This is a genomic window from Lysobacter sp. 05T417, assembly GCF_056396405.1.
This window is the reverse complement of record NZ_JBFTLK010000008.1, coordinates 220,802-239,094: the sequence shown is the minus strand read 5'-3', so window position 1 is coordinate 239,094 and position 18,293 is coordinate 220,802. Positions and strand designations below refer to the sequence as shown.

Here is an 18,293-nt window from a genome sequence, read left to right as displayed (position 1 = left end):
AGCCGGCTTTGACGCATCCCGCCACGCCATCCCTCCCCGCCTCGCCGCGCATCGCCCCGCGCATCGCCCTGTGCGCCGGCGAAGCGTCCGGCGACCTGCTTGGCGCTGGCCTGATTGAGGCGCTGCGCAAACGCTACCCCAATGCCGAATTCGCCGGCATCGGCGGCGAGCAGATGCGTGACGCCGGCCTGGACGCCTGGCACGACGCCTCGGAACTGGCGGTGATGGGCCTGGCCGAAGTGCTTCGCCACCTGCCCCGCCTGCTGCGGCTTCGTCGTCAATTCCGCAAGCGGCTGCTCGAATGGCAACCGGACGTGTTCATCGGCATCGATGCGCCCGATTTCAATCTCGGCGTGGAGAAGTGGCTGCGCCAGCGCGGAATGCGCACCGTGCACTACGTCAGCCCGTCGGTGTGGGCATGGCGCGAAAAGCGCGCCGAAAAAATCGGACGCAGCGCCGACCGCGTGCTGTGCCTGTTCCCGATGGAACCGGCCATCTACGCGCGCCATGGCGTCGATGCACGTTTCGTCGGCCACCCGCTGGCTGACGAGATGCCGCTCGATCCGGACCGCGACGGCGCCCGGCGCCAACTGGGACTCGACCCGTCGCGGCCGCTGCTGGCCTTGCTGCCGGGTTCGCGCGTTGGCGAGATCGAACGCCTGGGCGCCGACTTCCTCGCCGCGGCGGCGTTGCTGCTGAAGCAGGACCCGCAGTTGCAGGTCGTGGTGCCGATGGCCAACGAGCAGGCCAGCGCGGCGTTCGGGCGCGTGCTGGCCGGCCATGCCGACAGCATCGCCCTGAGCCTGGCCCTGCGCATCATTCGCGGCCAGGCGCGCACGTTGATGATCGCCAGCGACGTCGTGCTGCTCGCCTCGGGCACCGCGACGCTCGAGGCGATGCTGGCCAAGCGGCCAATGGTGGTGGCCTACAAGGTCGCCGCCAGCACCTACGCGCTGGTCAAGGGCCTGGGCATGCTCAAGGTCGACAACTACGCGCTGCCCAACGTGCTGGCCGGCGAGCGCGTGGTGCCGGAGCTGATGCAGGCCGACTGCACGCCGGAGAATCTCGCCGCCGCGGTATCAAGGTGGCTGCACGATCCGGCGGCGAATGCCGCGCTGCAGCCGCGCTTCCGCGAGCTGCACCTGCAACTGCGCCGCGATGCATCGGCCAGCGCCGCGCAGGCGGTGTCGGAATTGATCGAGGCCGGCCATGGCCGATGACGGCTCGCAGATAACGCTCGACCTGAGCGCGCGGACCCATCCGTCGCCGCCGCGCATCGCCGGCGTCGACGAAGCCGGACGCGGGCCGCTGGCCGGCCCGGTGGTGGTGGCGGCGGTGGTGTTCGCGCCGGGGCGCGCGCCGGTCAACGGCCTGGACGATTCCAAGCAGCTGACGGCGACGCGGCGGGCAGTGCTCTTCGACCGCATCGTCGAGCGGGCACTGGCCTGGCACATCGAGTTCGTCACGGTCGAGGAGATCGACCGCATCAACATCTACCAGGCGACGATGTCGGGCATGAGCCGTGCACTGTTCGCGGTCGGCCACGTTGCCGACATCGCGCGCATCGATGGCAATGCGCTGCCACGCTCGCTGCCGTGCGTCACCGAGGCCTGGATCGGCGGCGATGCGCGCGACAGGACGATCATGGCCGCGTCGATCCTGGCCAAGGTCGCACGCGATCGCCACATGCAGCAGCTGCATGCGCAATGGCCGCACTACGGCTTCGATCAGCACAAAGGCTATGGCACGCCCGAACACCTGGCCGCGCTGACGCGGCATGGGCCCTGCCCGCAACACCGCCGCAGTTTCGCGCCGGTACGCGAGGCGCTGGCCGCCTGCGCTTCGCCGACCTGACTGCACGCGCTCAAGCTCGCGCGCGCCTCGCAAAAAAACAGGCCCGCATCCCGCGGGCCCTGGACTCACTTGCCGGCCTCGCCGCAACGATCGCGTTGCGCGCGCGCCGATGGCGTCCCGCTAATTCGCCTTGCGGATGATGATCGCCGGATCCATGCGCGCACCGTCGACCACGATGTCGTAGTCGTAGCGGCGCTCGCGTTCGCCGGGAGCCAGTTGCGTGGCGTCGATGTTGACGGTGTAGCTGCCGCCCTGCAGTTGCGATGGCACCTTCAGGGGCTGGTTCTGCCCACCCGGATTGGCGGTGCGGAACTTCAGCTCGAACTGCGTGCTGTTGTCCTTGGCGTTCATCCAGATGAGCTTGGTGAGCGGCAGTACCACGCACTCGTCCTGGCTCACCCTCGGCCCGGGATTGACGGTGATCATGACCGGCTGCGTCGCCGACGTCTGCTTGCCGCATTCCACCGGGCCGGCCATCGCCTTTTTGCTGCAACCCGTCAAGGCAAGGCATCCGGCGGCGGCCATGGCCGCCACCGCTAGCGTTATTGCTTTCATTGTGTTGCTCCTCGGTTGTGCCCGCGGGGGAACGGGCATGGATATCACCGCCCTCAAGGGGCGCGCGATGCCGTCATGTCCTTGGCCGCCACGCGCCGCAATACCGGCGTGGCCGCGATCCGTACTTGGGGGATGCCCTCCCTGCGCGCCGAATCGAGCTGCTTGCGCGCTGCGGGCAGGTCATCGAGCACGGCCAGGGTCTGTGCGCCCCAGAAGGCGACCTCGCCGCGTTCGGTCGCGATCGACTCGGCCCTGGCCAGCATCGAGCGCGCCTTGTCGCCTTCGCCGAGATTGGCCAGGTACCACGACAGCTGGGCGAATCCCTGCGCGTCGTCGGGCTTCAGCTTGAGGTAGCGTTCGGCCATCTGCGCGGCACGCAAGTACGATTCGCGCGCCTGCGCCGCGGTATCGGCCGACGCCGACAACGCATCGCCGAGGTTGCCCCACAGGCGGAAGTCGCTGCCGTCGAGCTCGGCGGCGTGGCGATACAGCGCCGCGGCTTCTTCGTAGGCGCCGGTGTCGTACCGCACCGAACCCAGGTTGCTCAGCGCCGCATAGTTGGGGCGGATCTCCAGCGAGCGTTCGTACGAGGCGATGGCCTGGGCCGCATTGCCGTTGGCCTGGTACAAGCCGCCCAGGCTGCTCCACAGGTCGGAGTCGTCGGGCTGCAGCGTCACTGCGGTGCGGTACGACTCGATCGCCGCCGGCACGTCGCCGCTGGTGTACTGGTGGTAGCCCAGCTGCTGGAACACGCCGGGATCGCGCGGGCGCAGCTTGCGTGCGCGCTCGTAATAGTCCGCGGCAAGATCGCCACGCCCCTGTGCGCTGGCCACGCCGGCCAGACCGAGGTAGGCCTCCGCGCGCAGCACCGGATCTTCCAGGGCATGGGTGTACTGCTCGACGGCGGCATCGGATTCGCCGCGCGCGCGGTGCAGGTCGCCCATCGCCAGGCTCACCTCGCGCAGCGACGGATCCATGTCCGATGCACGCTTGCAGGCCGATTGCGCGCGTTCGAACGCGGCCGAGTCGCGCACGCCCTCGAAGCGGTCGATCTCGGCGCGACAGATGCCGGCCTGGGCGCGGGCGAAACCCGGGTCGATGGCGAGGGCGCCGCGGAAATAGGTGATCGCGCTGTCCGGGTTGGCCTTGCCGCCGCGCTCGCGGATCTGCTGCTGGCCCTTGAGATAGGCGTCGTAGGCGGCGATGTTTCCGGTCGGCTTCAAACGCCGTGCCAACGCCTGCCGGGCCGTGTCCAGCCCGGCGCCGGGCAGTACGCCCACCAGCGCCTGCACCACTTCGTCGGCAATGTCGCTCTGCAGGGCAAACACGTCACCGGTCTCGCGATCGTAGCTATGTGCCCACAACGTGAAACCCGTGCGCGTATCGGACAAGCGCGCGCTGATGCGCACCCTGTGGCCCTCGCGGCGGACGCTGGCGTCGAGCAGCGTGGCCACGCCGAGCTGGGCGCCGAGCGCCTTGATGTCGACCTGCTGTTTGCCCCGGCCCGGTGCGGCGACCACGCGCAGGCCCGGTACACCGGCCAGCGCGTCGTGCATTTCCACGCCCAGGCCCTCGGCAAAGTAGCTGTCGCGGCTGTCGGTGCTGAGGCTGGCGAACGGCAGCACGGCGATCGAGGCCTCGGCCACGGGCCCCACGGCGCGGTCGCGCTGGCCAAACCAGTAGCCGCCGGCGGCGATGACCAGCAGCGCCGCGGCGGCCAGCCACCACCGGCGCCGCGTCAGCGCGCGGCGTCGAATGCGGAATGGCGCCGGCGCCACGGTTGGGGCGGTCAGCGGCGGCCCGATCATCGGCACGGCCACCGCAGGCGCGGCGGCGGCATCGGCATGGGCGGCATCGGCTCGGGCCGGATCCAATCGGGCCGGATCCAATCGGGCCGGATCCAATCGGGCCGGATCGAACCGGGCCGGATCGAGCCGGGCAACCGTCTCCTCGTCGAGGCGCCGGTCACCGTCGTCCGGCGACGGTGGTGCCTCGGCCTCGTTGGCCGCCACATTCAGCGACGGCGGGACCGACTGCCTGACTGCGGCGACGCCCTCCATCGGATCGGTCTCCGGCTCGTCCCGCACCGGCGGCTCGGCGGCTTCAGGCTCGGCGGCGGGGCCGGCCCTGAGCTGACCGATGAACCGGTAGCCAAGCGCGTGCTGGGTCTGGATGAACCGGGGCCGCTGCGAATCATCGCCAAGGGCATGGCGGAGCTGGGCGATCACCCGGGTCAGCACGCCGGGGGTGACATGGCGGTGACCCCAGACCTGATCCAGCAACTCGTCGCGACCGACCAGCTCGCCGGCGCGCCGGAGCAGCATCAGCAGCACGGCGAACGCCTTCGGCTCGACCGTCTGGGGAGTTCCCGCGCGCGACAAGGTATGCGCGGTCGCGTCGACCACGATGTCGTCGAATCGGTAACTTTCGGTGGTTAGCCCGCCCTGGCCTGCCATCCCGTTCGGATTCATCGGCAAAACCTCATGGCGCCCTCATCAACCAGAGCGGACGATGAGGAAAGGCACGCACGGCCATCATGACTCATTGGGACCGGTGGAGGAACCTGATCCGGCGCCGCAAGAACGGTGCCACATCCCCCCACGGAGACCGTCATGAACGCCATTTATTCCGCCCCGACCTCGCTGTCCGCCTCCCTTCCGTCGATCCTGGAGGCCCCCTTCCAGGGTTCCGGCCGCCGCCACAACATCAATGGCTTCGACCTGCGCAGCGCCGATGTCGACCGTTTCAATGGCCTGCTCACCCGCCTGGGCCGGACCCAGACTCCGCTGGACGTCGACCAGCTGGCCAGCGCGGCGCGCGAATTGTGCGACCGCAGCACCCACGACTTCTCGCCGCCGAGCATCCGCCAGCGCCTGCGCCGGATCGCCACGGTCGAGCAGATGGTCGGCGACCCGCAGTGGCAGCCAGCCAACGATTCGGCCGATGCCGCCCAGATGATCGTCGACTACGCCCGCAGCCGTGACGACCTGATTCCGGACTGGCTGCCCAAGGTCGGCCGCCTCGACGATGCCATCGTCGTCGACACCGCATGGCCGCGCCTGGTCGCCGAGGTCGAGGACTACCTCGACTACGTCCGCCTGCGCAGCACGGAAGCCCAGCGTCGCGGCTGCAACGTCGCCGGCTTCGAGTTCAGCCGCCAGGACTGGGAACAGGCGCGCTTTGAAGAAGCTGTCTACGCCGAGCACGAGCGCCAGATCCGCGAGAGCAGCTACCTGCCCGGTTCAGTGTCCATGTTCCGGGTGCATTGAGAGCGCAACGGAAGAGGCCGCCGCAAGGCGGCCTCTCGCGTTCAGCGCGCTGCGTCATCGGCCAGGGTCACCATCGACCGGCGACATCACCTGGAAGCGGGCGCATCATGACGGTCCCGGCTCGCACATCGCCGGCCCAGCGCGAGCCCCAGGCCCACCCGGCCGGATGCGAGGTGTGTCATGCGCCTGCACCATCCCACGCCCACTCCCGAACCCTTGCCGTTCGACCACATGTACAGCGGCATGGCGGCGCGACGCAGCGCCGACGACCTGCCCCTGGCGGAAGCGGCGGTCGCCCAGTTCGACCAGTTGCTGCACGAGATCCATGCCGATGCCGCGCGCGTCAACGCCGACCGGCTGCAGCAGCTGTCGGCATGGCTGCTGAAGTTGCCGGCCGAGCATGCCCACGACGTCATCGACTCGCGCCTGCAGCGCGTGCACGAACTGCGCACGATGCTGGCCGACGAGGACTGGGACAGCGACGAGGCCACGCGCGCGCGGATCGGCAAGATGCTGGCCTACATCGACCGCGAGGACGACCTCATCGCCGACCGCACGCCGGTGCTCGGCCAGCTCGACGACGTGCTGCTGATCGAACTGGCCTGGCCGGCCTTTGCCGACGATGTCGAGGACTACCGCGACTACTGCGACTACTGCCGCATCGAGCACCCGGGCGGCCCGGCGCCGGACAAGCGCGCGGCCTGGGTCCGCGACCGCCTGGACGAGCTGGCGCTGTGGCAGCACATGCTGTGGGTGCGCGAGCAGCACTACGTGCCGTGGAATCTGCCGGCGCAACTGTTCCGGGTCAGTTGAGGGCCAGCTGCACGGCACGGCTCCTGCACGGCACGGCTCCTGCACGGCACGGCTGCTGCAAGGTGCGCATGCCGCACGGGGCATGGATGAGGCGGCGGGAGGCTGTCAAGGCTTGTACGCGCCGGCCGGACTGATAGGCTGGCCTGTGCCGCGCCGGTCGTGGTTCGACCGAGCCGCCCGACGTCCAGGACAGCATGACAGCACCCCGTTTCGTTCATCTCCACCTGCACAGCGAGTACTCCCTCGCCGACTCGACGATCCGCATCGCCGAGATGGTCAAACGCTGCGTGGCGCTGTCGCAGCCGGCGGTGGCGCTGACCGACCTGGACAACCTGTTCGCCACGGTCAAGTTCTACAAGGCGGCCGAAGGCGCCGGCATCAAGCCGATCATCGGCGCCGACGTGGGCCTGGCCGACGGCAACGAAACCGCCTCGCACATGACCCTGCTGTGCCGGGACCGCAACGGCTACCTGACGTTGTCGCGCCTGCTCAGCCGCGCCTGGATGGAAGGCCACCGCACCGACGGCGTCGCCCTGCGCCCGGAGTGGCTGCGCGAGGACAACGCGGGCCTGTTCGCCCTGGTCGGACGCCACAGCCTGGCCGGCCGCATGGCCGTGGGCGGCCGCCACGAACTGGCCGAAGCCTGGCTCGCCGACTGGCGCGGCTCGTTCGGCGAGCGCCTGCACCTGGAGCTGACCCGCACCGGTCGCGACGGCGAGGACGCGTTCAATTCGTTCGCCCTGCATGCGGCGTCGGCGCGCGGCATTCCGGTCATCGCCAGCAACGATGTGCGCTTCCTCGATCGCGATGGTTTCGAAGCGCACGAGGCGCGCGTGTGCATCGCTTCCGGCCGCGTCCTCGACGACCCCAAGCGGCCGAAGGACTACACCGAACAGCAGTACCTGAAGTCGTCGCACGAGATGGCGCAGCTGTTCGCCGATGTGCCCGACGCGATCGACAATGCCGTCGCCCTGGCCACCCGCTGCAACGTCGAGATGAAGCTCGGCGAATACGCGCTGCCGGCGTTCCCGGTGCCGAGCGAGCACACCATCGAATCGTGGCTGCGCAACAGCGCGCGCGAAGGCCTGGTCAAGCGCCTGGAGAAGGCGCCGCTAGCACCCGGCAAGACCCGCGAGGAGTACGACGAGCGCCTGGAGATCGAGCTCGGCGTCATCATCAAGATGGGGTTCCCGGGCTACTTCCTGATCGTGGCCGACTTCATCAACTGGGCCAAGGACCACGACATCCCGGTGGGCCCGGGCCGTGGTTCCGGCGCCGGCTCGCTGGTGGCATGGGCACTGGGCATCACCGACCTGGACCCGCTGCCGTACGACCTGCTGTTCGAGCGGTTCCTCAACCCCGAACGCGTGTCGATGCCCGACTTCGACATCGACTTCTGCATGGACCGTCGCGACGAGGTCATCGACTACGTCGCGCGCAAGTACGGCCGCGACCGCGTCAGCCAGATCATCACCTACGGCACCATGGCGGCCAAGGCCGTCGTGCGCGACTCCGGGCGCGTGCTTGGCCACCCGTACGGCTTCGTCGACGGCATCGCCAAGCTCATTCCGAACACGCTGGGCATCTGCCTCGACGATGCGCTGGGCGAATCGGAGGCGGCGAAGTCCGACAGCAACCTGATATCGCCCGAGCTGGTCCAGCGCTACCACGCCGAAGAGGACGTGCGCGACCTGCTCGACCTGGCGCGCAGCCTGGAGGACCTCACCCGCAACGCCGGCAAGCACGCCGGTGGCGTGGTGATCGCGCCGAGCCCGCTGAGCGACTTCTGCCCGCTGTTCGCCGAACACGACGGCGAAGGCCGCGGCAAGAGCCCGGTCACGCAGTTCGACAAGGACGACGTCGAAGCGGTCGGCCTGGTCAAGTTCGACTTCCTCGGCCTGCGCACGCTGACGATCATCGACTGGGCGGTGAAGGCGATCAACCAGCGCCGCGCCGCCGCCGGCGAGGCGATGCTCGACATCACCACGCTGCCGCTCGACGACAAGGCCAGCTACGAGCTGTTCGCGCGCGGCGACACGGTCGCGGTGTTCCAGTTCGAATCACGCGGCATGCGCGAGCTGCTCAAGCGCGCCCGCCCGGACACCTTCGAGGACATCATCGCGCTGGCCGCGCTGTTCCGTCCCGGCCCGCTGGGCTCGGGGATGGACCGCGAGTGGGTCGACCGCAAGCATGGCAACACCGAAGTCTCCTACCCGCACGAATCGCTGGAACCGGTGCTGTCGCCGACCTACGGCGTCATCGTGTACCAGGAACAGGTGATGCAGATCGCCCAGGTGCTGGCGGGCTACACGCTCGGCGGCGCCGACATGCTGCGTCGCGCGATGGGCAAGAAGAAGCCCGAGGAGATGGCCAAGGAGCGCGCCAAGTTCGAGGCCGGCTGCGCCGAGCGCGGCATCGCCGCGCGCCAGGCCAGCCCGATCTTCGACCTGATGGAGAAGTTCGCCGAGTACGGCTTCAACAAGTCGCACTCGGCCGCCTATGCGCTGGTGGCCTACCAGACCGCCTGGCTGAAGGTGCACTACCCGTCCGAGTTCATGGCCGCGGTGCTGTCGTCGGACATGGACAACACCGACAAGGTCACCTCCTTCCTCGACGAATGCCGGGTGATGGGGCTGACCGTGCTGCGCCCGGACGTCGACGAGTCGGCGTACATGTTCGAGGCCAAGGACGCAACCACGATCCGCTATGGCATCGGCGCGGTGAAGGGCGTCGGCCGCGGCGCCTGCGAAGCCATCGTGGAGGCGCGCCGCGCAGGACCGTTCGCGGACCTGCTCGACTTCGCCAAGCGCGTCGACAGCGGCAAGCTCAACCGCCGCGCGCTCGAGGCGCTGACCCAGGCCGGCGCGCTCGACAATCTCGGCAAGAACCGCGCAAGCCTGATGCTGCAGCTGCCGGAGGTGCTCAAGGCGACCGACCAGCTGGCGCGCGAGCGCGAGGCCGGCCAGGTGTCGCTGTTCGGCGGCTTCGACACCGCCGCGCCGGCGCTGCACATCGACCTGCCCGAGACCGACGAGTGGCCGCTGACGCAGATCCTCAACGGCGAACGCGACACGCTTGGCCACTACCTCAGTGGACACCCCTTCGATCCATATCGCGATGAAGTGCGTGCGCTCATCGGCAACGACCTCGCTGGCCTGGAGAAGATCTGGGAGAACCGGCCCGAGCCCGCACGCGGCAGCTGGCGCCAGGAAGTGGAGACGGTCGTCGCCGGCCAGGTCGTGGGCCTGCGCAAGAAGGGCGACAGCCAGATGTTCGTGCAGATCGAGGACGGCCGCGGCCGCATCGAATGCGCCTTCTTCAACGAGACCTACAGCGAGTTCGCGCAACTGCTGGTGCGCGACCGCCTGCTGGTGATCCAGGGCAACCTGCGCGAGGACACCTTCAGCGGCGGCTTCGCCTTGCGTGCGGGACGCTGCTGGGATTACGAGCAGGTCTGCACCCGCAACGCGCAGCGCTTGTCGCTGCGGCTGGACCTGCGCGAACCCGGGACGTGGCAGCGCGTCGATACGGTACTGGCCGGCAACCGCCCGGGGCAGACGCCGATCCGCCTCGACCTGCTGGTGCGCAAGGGCAGCGCCGGCATGCTCGATCTCAACGGCACACAGTCGGTGCGGATCGATGCGGAGCTGGCGTCGAAGCTGCGGGCGACGCCGGGGGTAAGGGCGGTGAAGGTGACGCTGGCCAAGCCCTGGTCGAACTGACGAGTCCATCGGTCACGAGTCCAGCGTCACCCCCTCCAACACCGTTCGTCCTTCGACTTCGGCCCTTTGGGCCTACGCTCAGGACGAACGGTGGATGGTCACAGGTTCAGCACAACCTTCCAGTCGCGACGCGCCTGCTCCATCCGGATGACAACCAGCTGCTTCTTCGGGTCGTAGCTCCAGTCCGCAATCGATTGCCCGTCGCGTCGAAGCGCCGACGGCTTGCGCGCCACTCCATACACCGTCACCTCCACATCGCCCCACCACGGCGCAAAGCCATCTTGTTCGATGCGCGACGTCAGCACCACGCCACGCTTCGACACCGCGCACCCGTACGCGACGCGCAGCAGCTTCCCTGTCTTGTAGGCCTGGCTCTCGCCATCGTCCTGGTACAGCGAACCGCTGCATTCGCCACCGGCCTTGGGCAGATACACCTGCAACTGCAACGGCCCGGCCGGCTTCTCGCCGGTGTGCTGCACCACCGCCTGCATCGGCACGATCGCGCCAGCGCGCGCATACACAGGCGTGGTCGCCGGTCGCGGATCGAGCTTGATCGGATCCTTCTGCGCCACGTGGCGACGCGACGTTCCGAATTCGTACCACTCGCCCGGCGGAAGCACGATCTGGTGAGCATCCAGTCGCTCATCGCTGACCGGCGCGACGAACAGGTCCGGCCCGAACAGGAAATCCCGATCGTTGCCGTAGAAGTTTTCCGCGCCCGGATACTGCAGGAACACCGGCCGCATGATCGGCAGGCCGTTGCGCGAGTTCTCCTCGGCCACGGTGTACAGGTACGGCATCAGCCGGTAGCGCAGTTCGATGGCCTCGCGGCGCAGCGCCTCGTGCTGCGGTCCATCGACCCAGGCCTCGTGCGGGCGGGTGTCGGTCGCGGCGTGGTTGCGAAACACCGGGTTGAACGCGCCAAGCTGGTACCAGCGCGTCAACAGGTCCGGCGGCGGCGAACCGATGAAACCGCCGACGTCGTCGCCGGCCAGCGCCATGCCCGACAGCCCAAGGCTCAGCAGGTTCGGCGTGCTCTGTGCCAGGTGGTGCCAAGTGGCGGAGTTGTCGCCTGTCCATGTGGCCGCATAGCGCTGCGTGCCGGCGTAGGCCGCGCGCGTCAGGACGAACGGGCGCTGCTCCGGCTGCAACTTCAACAGCCCTTCATACGTCGCGCGCGCATTGAGCATGCCGTAGACGTTATGGATGGCGCGGTGGTCACGCTGGCTGCCGTCGTCCAGGCGATGGACTGCATCAGGCGACATCGTATTGCCTGGCACGTTGAACACCGACGGCTCGTTCATGTCGTTCCAGTAGCCGGCCGCACCCATTGCGGTGAAGTCGCGGTACAACCCGCCCCACCAGTCGCGCACGCGCGACAGGGTGAAATCCGGAAACACCGCATCACCCGGCCACACCGGCCCGATGTAAAGCGAACCGTCCGGATTGCGGATGAAGGCATCGGCGGCCAGGCCCGAGTCGAACGGTGCATAGCCCGTGCCCGGTGCGTGCTTGATGTGCAGGTCGGTGATCAGCACCGTGCGCAACCCCTGCGCGCGCAGGTCGGCGATCATCTGCTCGAAGTGCGGGAACTGCTTGCGATCGACGGTGAAGGGCGCGTAGCCCTGCTGGTAATCGATGTCGAGGTAGATGGCGTCGCTGGGGATGCGGTGTTCGCGCAACTGCGCGGCGATCTCACGGACCTTGCTCTCGGGGTTGTAGCTGTAGCGCGACTGCTGGAAGCCCAGCGCCCACATCGGCGGCAATGGCGTGCGGCCGGTCAGCGCGGTGTAGCGCTCCAGGACGCGCGCCGGCTGCGGCCCGGCGATGAAGTAGTAGTCGAGCGCGCCGCTTTCGGCGCCGAACGAGAAGTAGTCCTCCGACTCCTTGCCGAAGTCGAAACTGCTGCGCGCGGTGTTGTCGAAGAACACGCCGTACGCGGTGCCGGCGCGCAGGCCGATGAAGAACGGGATCGATTTGTAGAGCGGGTCGCTGCTGCCCTGCCAGCCGTAGGCGTCGGAGTTCCACAGGGTGAAGGCGCGACCGCGGCGGTCGACGGGGCCGGCCTTGTCGCCCAGGCCGTAGTAGTGCTCGTCGGCCGGCATCGTCTTCCAGCTGCGCACGCGTGGGCCGTGCGGGCTGTCGGACCACGCCATCGGCATCTGCTGCGAATCGGAAAGCAGGACGTGACCGGCGCGATCGGCGAACTCCACCCGCAGCGGCCGCTTGCGGACGATGGCGACGGCATCGCCGGCTGTGACGGTGACCGCATCGGCCGTATCGGCGACCGCGACTGACGCAGGCGCCGCAGCGGCCACGACCGCCCATGAGGGCAGCGGATCGAAGCGTCCATCCGGCGCCAGCGTGACCCGGAAGACACCCTCGCCCACCGCGGTGACACGCAGCCGCGCCGGACCGGATGCGACGATCACGCCGTCGGCCCGCGGCTCGACCCGCTCGACCGCACCGACATGCCGCCAGCCCTGGGCAGCCACCGGCGCGATGCCGGTCATTGCGCACGCCATCGCCGCCAGGGCGGCCCACCCACGTCCCTTCATCATGGTTCCCACGACTCGCCTGTCCCGCTCCAGCGCGGCAGAGCGATTCAAGCATGTCCCCGCCGCGGCCCGGGGCCGCGAGGGGATGAATACGACTTCAATACCCGGCCGAACCTGGCCGATTGCCGCACCGCCACACGTCTCGGTACGGTCGCCCCGCCTCGGCTAGACTGTCGGCTTTCCGGCCAACGGCCCCCGCATGAACCCGAACTACCTCGATTTCGAGCAGCCCATCGCCGACCTGGAAGCCAAGATCCAGGAGTTGCGCCACGCCAGCAATGCCCCGGCCGTGGACGTGGATGCCGAAGTACATGCGCTGCAGGACAAGCTGCGCATCCGCACCGCCCAGATTTTCCGCGACCTGACTCCGTGGCAGGTCTCGCAGCTGGCCCGCCACCCGGCGCGCCCGTACACCAACGACTACATCCGCATCATCTGCGACGAGTTCCAGGAACTTGCCGGCGACCGCGCCTTCTCCGACGACGCCGCCATCGTCGGCGGCCTGGGCCGCATCAATGGCCGCAGCGTGGTCATCATCGGCCACCAGAAGGGCCGCGACACCAAGAGCAAGATCAAGCGCAACTTCGGCATGCCGCGTCCGGAGGGCTACCGCAAGGCGCTGCGCCTGATGAAGCTGGCCGAGCGCTTCAGGCTGCCGCTGCTGACCTTCATCGACACCCCCGGTGCCTACCCGGGCGTGGGCGCCGAAGAGCGCGGCCAGTCCGAAGCCATCGCCCGCAACCTGCTGGAGATGAGCGAGCTGAAGGTGCCGGTGATCTGCACCGTGATCGGCGAAGGCGGCTCCGGCGGCGCGCTGGCGATTGGTGTAGGCGACCGCACGCTGATGCTGGAGTACAGCACCTACTCGGTGATCTCGCCGGAAGGTTGCGCCTCGATCCTGTGGAAGTCGGCCGACAAGGCCAAGGACGCCGCCGAACAGCTCGGCCTGACCGCCAAGCGCCTGCTCGGCCTGGGCCTGATCGACAAGGTCGTGCGCGAGCCGATCGGTGGTGCGCACCGCAACCCGCGGCAGATGGCCACGCGCCTGAAGGCCGTGCTGCTCAACGAACTCGACACGCTCGAGGCGCTGTCGACGCAGGACCTGCTCGACCGCCGTTACCGTCGCCTGCGCAGTTACGGCGCATACGAAGCGGCCTGATCGAAAGCCTGATCGAAAGCCTGATCGAAAGCCTGATCGAAGCGGCCCGATCGTTTTGGCGCGACCTTCACCGGAGCCGGCTTGCCGGCTCCGGTGAACACGTCACCAGGCCCGCAGATATTGCTCCGGCGCGTGCAGCTCGGCTTCCAGCTCGCGCGCGGCGCGGCGCGGGAAATACGGGTCACGCAGCAGTTCGCGCGCAAGCAGCACGACATCGGCATCGCCGCGTTCGATCACCGTCTCGGCATGCCCCGCTTCGGTGATCAGACCCACCGCGCCCGTCGCAATGCCCGCTTCGCGGCGGATGCGCGCCGAGAACGGCACCTGGTAGCCCGGTTCCAGCGGAATCTTCGCGCCGTGCACGAGGCCACCGCTGGACACATCGACCAGGTCGACACCGCGCGTGGATACGATCCGCGCCAGCTCGATGCTCTGCTCGACATCCCAGCCGCCTTCGGCCCAGTCGGTGGCGGAAATGCGCAGCCATAGCGGCAACCGCTCCGGCCAGACCTTGCGCACCGCATCGAGCACTTCCAGCAGCAGGCGCGTGCGGTTTTCGAAACTGCCGCCGTAGGCGTCGTCGCGCCGGTTGGACAGCGGCGACAGGAACTGGTGCAGCAGGTAGCCGTGCGCGGCATGCAGTTCGATCAGGCGGAAGCCGGCGGCGTGCGCGCGCCACGCGGCCGAGGCGAAGTCGTCGACGAGGTTGTGCAACTGCGCTTCATCCAGCGCGCGCGGCACCGACGAGGTTTCGCTGAACGCAATCGCCGAGGGTGCAACCGGCGACCAGCCGCCATCGGCCTGGCTCACGGCAATGCCGCCCAGCCACGGCGGCGCCGTGCTGGCCTTGCGACCGGCGTGGGCCAGCTGGATGCCGGGCACGGCGCCCTGGCAGGTCGTGAAGCGGGCGATGCGTGCCCAGGCTTCGGCCTGGCGGTCGTTCCAGATGCCAGTGTCTGCCGGCGAGATGCGGCCTTCGGCCGAGACCGCGCTGGCCTCGGCGATGATCGCGCCCGCGCCGCCCACTGCGCGGCTGCCCAGGTGCACCAGGTGCCAGTCATTGGGGACGCCGTCGACCGCCGAGTACTGGCACATCGGCGCGACCACCAGGCGGTTGCGCAAGGTCAGCGAGCGCTGCTCGAAGGGATCGAATAAGCGGGCCAAAACCGTCTCTCCATGTGTCTGGGGTAGGTAGATGGTGCGTCCACGGCGACGGCAACACAGCACCAACGATGGGTTGCTGCATTCCAGCGCCGTGGCACCATCGGCAGATGCCGCCCGCACCGCCCCTGCCCCCGTTGCCTGCCGCCCTCCACGACCGCCCGGATGCGCCCTTGTGCGTGGGCTACAGCGGCGGCCTGGACTCCAGCGTGCTGCTGCACCTGCTGGCGAACACGCCCGGCGCCAGGCCGCTGCGCGCCGTGCACGTGCACCACGGCCTGCACCCGCACGCAGATGCCTGGGCCGAGCGCTGCGCGCGGACGTGCGCAGCGCTGGAGGTTGCACTGACCGTGGTGCGGGTGAGCGTGGTCGCTGACGGCGACGGCCCCGAGGCCGCTGCGCGCGCCGCCCGGCATCGTGCGTTCGCCGACGCGCTTGCGCCCGCCGAAGTGCTGGCGCTGGCCCATCACCGTGACGACCAGGCCGAGACGCTGCTGCTGCGCGCACTGCGCGGCTCGGGCAGCGACGGCCTGGCAGCGATGCGTCGTTGGCGGCGGTTCGGCGCTGGCCGGCTGTGGCGGCCGCTGCTCGACCACGGCCGCGCCGACCTGCTGGCCTACGCGCGTGCAAACGGGCTGGACTGGATCGACGACCCCAGCAACGCCGACACCGCGTTCGACCGCAACTTCCTGCGCCAGCGCGTGATGCCGTTGTTGCGCGAGCGCTGGCCGCACGCCGATGCGGCGCTGGCGCAATCGGCGGGCCTGTCGGCGCAGGCGCGGGACCTGCTCGAGGAAGGCGACGCACAGGCGCTGGCGGCTGCCGCCACCGCCGACCCGCACTGTCTCTCGCGCCGTCGCCTGCTGGCGATGCCGGCCGCGCGCCGCGCGCGCGTGCTGCGGCGCTGGATCGCCGGACTCGCCCTGCCCGCCTTGCCCGCCCAGGGTGTCGCCCGCATCGAGGCCGACGTGCTCGCGGCAGGCGAGGACGCCGAGGCCGAATTCGCCTGGCATGGCGTGGCGGTGCGCAGCTGGCGCGACCTGCTGCATGCCGGTCCGATCCGCCCGCGCTTGCCCGGACACTGGCGCAGCCCGTGGCACGGCGACACCCCACTGGCGCTGCCGCACGGCGGGCAACTGCGACTGGAGGGCGCCGTGGCGCTGGCCGCAGGTGTGGTGGTGCACGCCCGCCAGGGCGGCGAACGCATCGTCCAGCCCGGGCGCACCCATTCGCATGCACTCAAGCACGTGCTGCAGGACCTGGGCGTGCCGCCGTGGCTGCGCGAGCGGCTGCCGTTGCTCAGCGACGCCGATGGCCACTTGCTGGCCATCGCCGACCTGGCCTATTCGGCCCCGTTCGATGCCTGGCTGCGCCAGCACGGGGCGCGGCTGGCCTGGGACGACGCCTGACCGCACCGCGGCTGCGCGTAGCGCGGCTGCGGGAATGGCGATCGCGTGAACCGCGACGCATTGCCTACTGACCCGCTGCGGCAATTGACCCCCGCCGGGCGCGGTCGCAAACTTCGCCCATGTCGCGAAAAACCGCCAATGAAGCCGCTTCCTCCGCCTCGCCTGTCAGCGATTTCGAACAATCGCTGGATGCGCTCGAACAACTGGTCGAGAAGATGGAACACGGCGAGATGAGCCTGGAGGACTCGCTGGCTGCCTACGAGCGCGGCGTCGGCCTCTACCGCCGCTGCCAGAGTGCGCTGGAGCAGGCCGAACTGCGCGTGCGCCTGCTCAGCGACCCGCAGAACCCGGCCGCGGCCGAGAACTTCGCCGCACTGTCGCCCCAGTCGCCCAACGATGCCTGACGTCAGTGATGTCTGACCTGGCCGGCTGGCGCGAACGCGCCGACGCGGCGCTCGCCCGAGTCCTGCCCGACCCTTCGCTGCCACCGCATCGGCTGCATGCGGCCATGCGCCACGCCGTGCTGCTCGGCGGCAAGCGCATGCGGCCGCTGCTGGTGTACGCCAGCGGCGCGGCGCTGGGTGCCGGGGCGGACGCCCTGGACGCACCCGCGGCCGCAGTCGAACTGATCCACGCCTATTCGCTGGTGCACGATGACCTGCCGGCGATGGACGACGACGCCCTGCGCCGCGGCCAGCCGACCGTGCACGTCGCCTTCGACGAGGCCACCGCAGTACTGGCTGGCGACGCACTGCAATCGCTGGCCTTCGAAGTCCTGGCTGATGCCCCGGTATCGGATGCCGTCCGGGTCGCGTTGCTGCGTACGCTGGCGACGGCCTCCGGCGCCGCCGGCATGTGCGGCGGCCAGGCTCTCGACCTGGCTGCCACCGGCAACGGCGCCACGGTATCGGTGGCTGATCTCGAAACGCTGCACGCACTCAAGACCGGGGCGCTGATCCGTGCCGCGGTGCGCATGGGTGCACTGTGCGGCGGCGCATCGGCGAGCGAGTTGGACGACCTCGACCGCTATGCCGATGCACTCGGCCTGGCGTTCCAGGTGCGCGACGACATCCTCGACATCGAAGGCGACAGCGCCACCCTCGGCAAGACCGCGGGCAAGGACGTGGCGCAGGACAAGGCAACCTTCCCGGCGTTGATCGGCCTGGAGGCTTCGCGTGCACGATTGCATGAGCTCGGCGCGGCGATGACGGCGGCATTGGCGCCGTTCGGTGCGCGTGCCGATGCGCTGGCGGCGTTGGGCCGGCTCGCGATCGAGCGCGACCGCTGATCAGCGCATGACAACCCGGGCGCGGCGATCAGCCGCACCCGGTTGCAGGCCTTACTTCACCAGGCGCAGCGTGAAGGGATAACGGTAGCTGACGCCCTCGTTCGACTTCACCGCGGCAATGATGGTGAACACCAGCCACGCCACGCCGACGACCAGCCAGGCCGGGATCGCGATCAGGAAGCCGATGCCCAGGGTGATGAACACCAGCACCCACAGGGCGAAGAACACGATCGCCACGGTGATGTTGTAGTTCAGCGCTTCCTTGGCCTGGTCTTCGACGAAGGGCATGGTGTCCTTCTTGATCAGCCAGATGATCAGCGGTCCCAGGAACGTGCCCCAGCCGCCGATTCCGGAGGTGAGCACGGCGCCGGCAATGGCCGACAGGTGCGCGAACATCGCCCACTGACGCTGCTCGGCCGATACGCCGCCCAGGTTGCTTTCCGGCGGCGGCGGGGGCGCGGAGTACGGGCTGGGTTCGTTCGGGTTTTCGCTCATGAGTCTGCTC

At 69.2% G+C, this 18,293-nt stretch carries 14 protein-coding genes; 9 read left to right on the top strand and 5 right to left on the bottom strand.

Translation table 11 applies throughout. The features are described from left to right. Positions 1 to 8: 8 nt before the first annotated feature. Both lpxB and AC1DER_RS15885 read left to right on the top strand, forming a co-directional pair. The gene (gene lpxB, locus AC1DER_RS15890; protein ID WP_477244861.1) at positions 9 to 1,220 is read left to right on the top strand and encodes a lipid-A-disaccharide synthase; all 1,212 of its coding nucleotides are present in this window, start codon (positions 9 to 11) and stop codon (positions 1,218 to 1,220) included. Beyond that, positions 1,210 to 1,854, top strand: a complete 645-nt coding sequence (locus AC1DER_RS15885) for a ribonuclease HII (protein WP_477244863.1) — start codon at positions 1,210 to 1,212, stop codon at positions 1,852 to 1,854. The genes lpxB and AC1DER_RS15885 overlap by 11 nt, the downstream gene beginning before the upstream one ends. A 120-nt stretch (positions 1,855 to 1,974) precedes the next feature. Here AC1DER_RS15885 and AC1DER_RS15880 read toward each other — a convergent pair whose 3' ends face one another. Together AC1DER_RS15880 and AC1DER_RS15875 are read right to left on the bottom strand one after the other, a co-directional pair. Further along, positions 1,975 to 2,409 (bottom strand): hypothetical protein, encoded by a 435-nt coding sequence (locus AC1DER_RS15880; protein ID WP_477244865.1) that lies wholly within the window; start codon positions 2,407 to 2,409, stop codon positions 1,975 to 1,977. Between the two features lie 53 nt (positions 2,410 to 2,462). After that, positions 2,463 to 4,880, bottom strand: coding sequence for a tetratricopeptide repeat protein (locus AC1DER_RS15875; protein WP_477358150.1), 2,418 nt, complete (start codon positions 4,878 to 4,880; stop codon positions 2,463 to 2,465). 141 nt (positions 4,881 to 5,021) lie between these two features. Here AC1DER_RS15875 and AC1DER_RS15870 point away from each other — a divergent pair, with 141 nt between their 5' ends. The 3 genes from AC1DER_RS15870 to dnaE all read left to right on the top strand — a co-directional run bounded on the left by AC1DER_RS15870 (position 5,022) and on the right by dnaE (position 10,213). Continuing rightward, the gene (locus AC1DER_RS15870) at positions 5,022 to 5,678 is read left to right on the top strand and encodes a YkvA family protein (protein WP_441817364.1); all 657 of its coding nucleotides are present in this window, start codon (positions 5,022 to 5,024) and stop codon (positions 5,676 to 5,678) included. Between the two features lie 180 nt (positions 5,679 to 5,858). Then, positions 5,859 to 6,491 carry a YkvA family protein gene (locus tag AC1DER_RS15865; RefSeq protein ID WP_477244869.1) on the top strand — a complete coding sequence of 211 codons (633 nt, stop codon included), beginning with the start codon at positions 5,859 to 5,861 and terminating at the stop codon, positions 6,489 to 6,491. A gap of 194 nt (positions 6,492 to 6,685) precedes the next feature. Then, positions 6,686 to 10,213, top strand: a complete 3,528-nt coding sequence (gene dnaE / locus AC1DER_RS15860; RefSeq protein ID WP_477358147.1) for a DNA polymerase III subunit alpha — start codon at positions 6,686 to 6,688, stop codon at positions 10,211 to 10,213. Between the two features lie 98 nt (positions 10,214 to 10,311). On the opposite strand, the gene AC1DER_RS15855 is transcribed toward dnaE, so the two are convergent. Then, positions 10,312 to 12,771, bottom strand: coding sequence for a glycoside hydrolase family 31 protein (locus tag AC1DER_RS15855; protein WP_477244873.1), 2,460 nt, complete (start codon positions 12,769 to 12,771; stop codon positions 10,312 to 10,314). 199 nt (positions 12,772 to 12,970) lie between these two features. Between AC1DER_RS15855 and AC1DER_RS15850 the strand changes: the two genes are divergently transcribed. Then, on the top strand, positions 12,971 to 13,930 hold the full coding sequence (locus AC1DER_RS15850) for an acetyl-CoA carboxylase carboxyltransferase subunit alpha (protein ID WP_441817368.1): 960 nt from the start codon (positions 12,971 to 12,973) through the stop codon (positions 13,928 to 13,930). 102 nt (positions 13,931 to 14,032) lie between these two features. Here the strand turns inward: AC1DER_RS15850 and AC1DER_RS15845 are convergent, their stop codons facing one another. Further along, positions 14,033 to 15,094: an NADH:flavin oxidoreductase/NADH oxidase gene (locus AC1DER_RS15845; protein ID WP_477244876.1), complete on the bottom strand. Its 1,062-nt coding sequence runs from the start codon at positions 15,092 to 15,094 to the stop codon at positions 14,033 to 14,035. 107 nt (positions 15,095 to 15,201) lie between these two features. Between AC1DER_RS15845 and tilS the strand changes: the two genes are divergently transcribed. From tilS to ispA, 3 genes are all read left to right on the top strand, one after another. Continuing rightward, positions 15,202 to 16,500: a tRNA lysidine(34) synthetase TilS gene (gene tilS, locus AC1DER_RS15840; RefSeq protein WP_477358144.1), complete on the top strand. Its 1,299-nt coding sequence runs from the start codon at positions 15,202 to 15,204 to the stop codon at positions 16,498 to 16,500. Positions 16,501 to 16,619: 119 nt separating this feature from the next. Further along, on the top strand, positions 16,620 to 16,904 hold the full coding sequence (locus AC1DER_RS15835) for an exodeoxyribonuclease VII small subunit (RefSeq protein WP_441817371.1): 285 nt from the start codon (positions 16,620 to 16,622) through the stop codon (positions 16,902 to 16,904). Between the two features lie 8 nt (positions 16,905 to 16,912). Beyond that, positions 16,913 to 17,788, top strand: a complete 876-nt coding sequence (ispA, locus tag AC1DER_RS15830; RefSeq protein WP_477244880.1) for a (2E,6E)-farnesyl diphosphate synthase — start codon at positions 16,913 to 16,915, stop codon at positions 17,786 to 17,788. Positions 17,789 to 17,839: 51 nt separating this feature from the next. On the opposite strand, the gene AC1DER_RS15825 is transcribed toward ispA, so the two are convergent. After that, positions 17,840 to 18,283: a DUF4870 domain-containing protein gene (locus AC1DER_RS15825; RefSeq protein WP_477244882.1), complete on the bottom strand. Its 444-nt coding sequence runs from the start codon at positions 18,281 to 18,283 to the stop codon at positions 17,840 to 17,842. Positions 18,284 to 18,293: the final 10 nt, after the last annotated feature.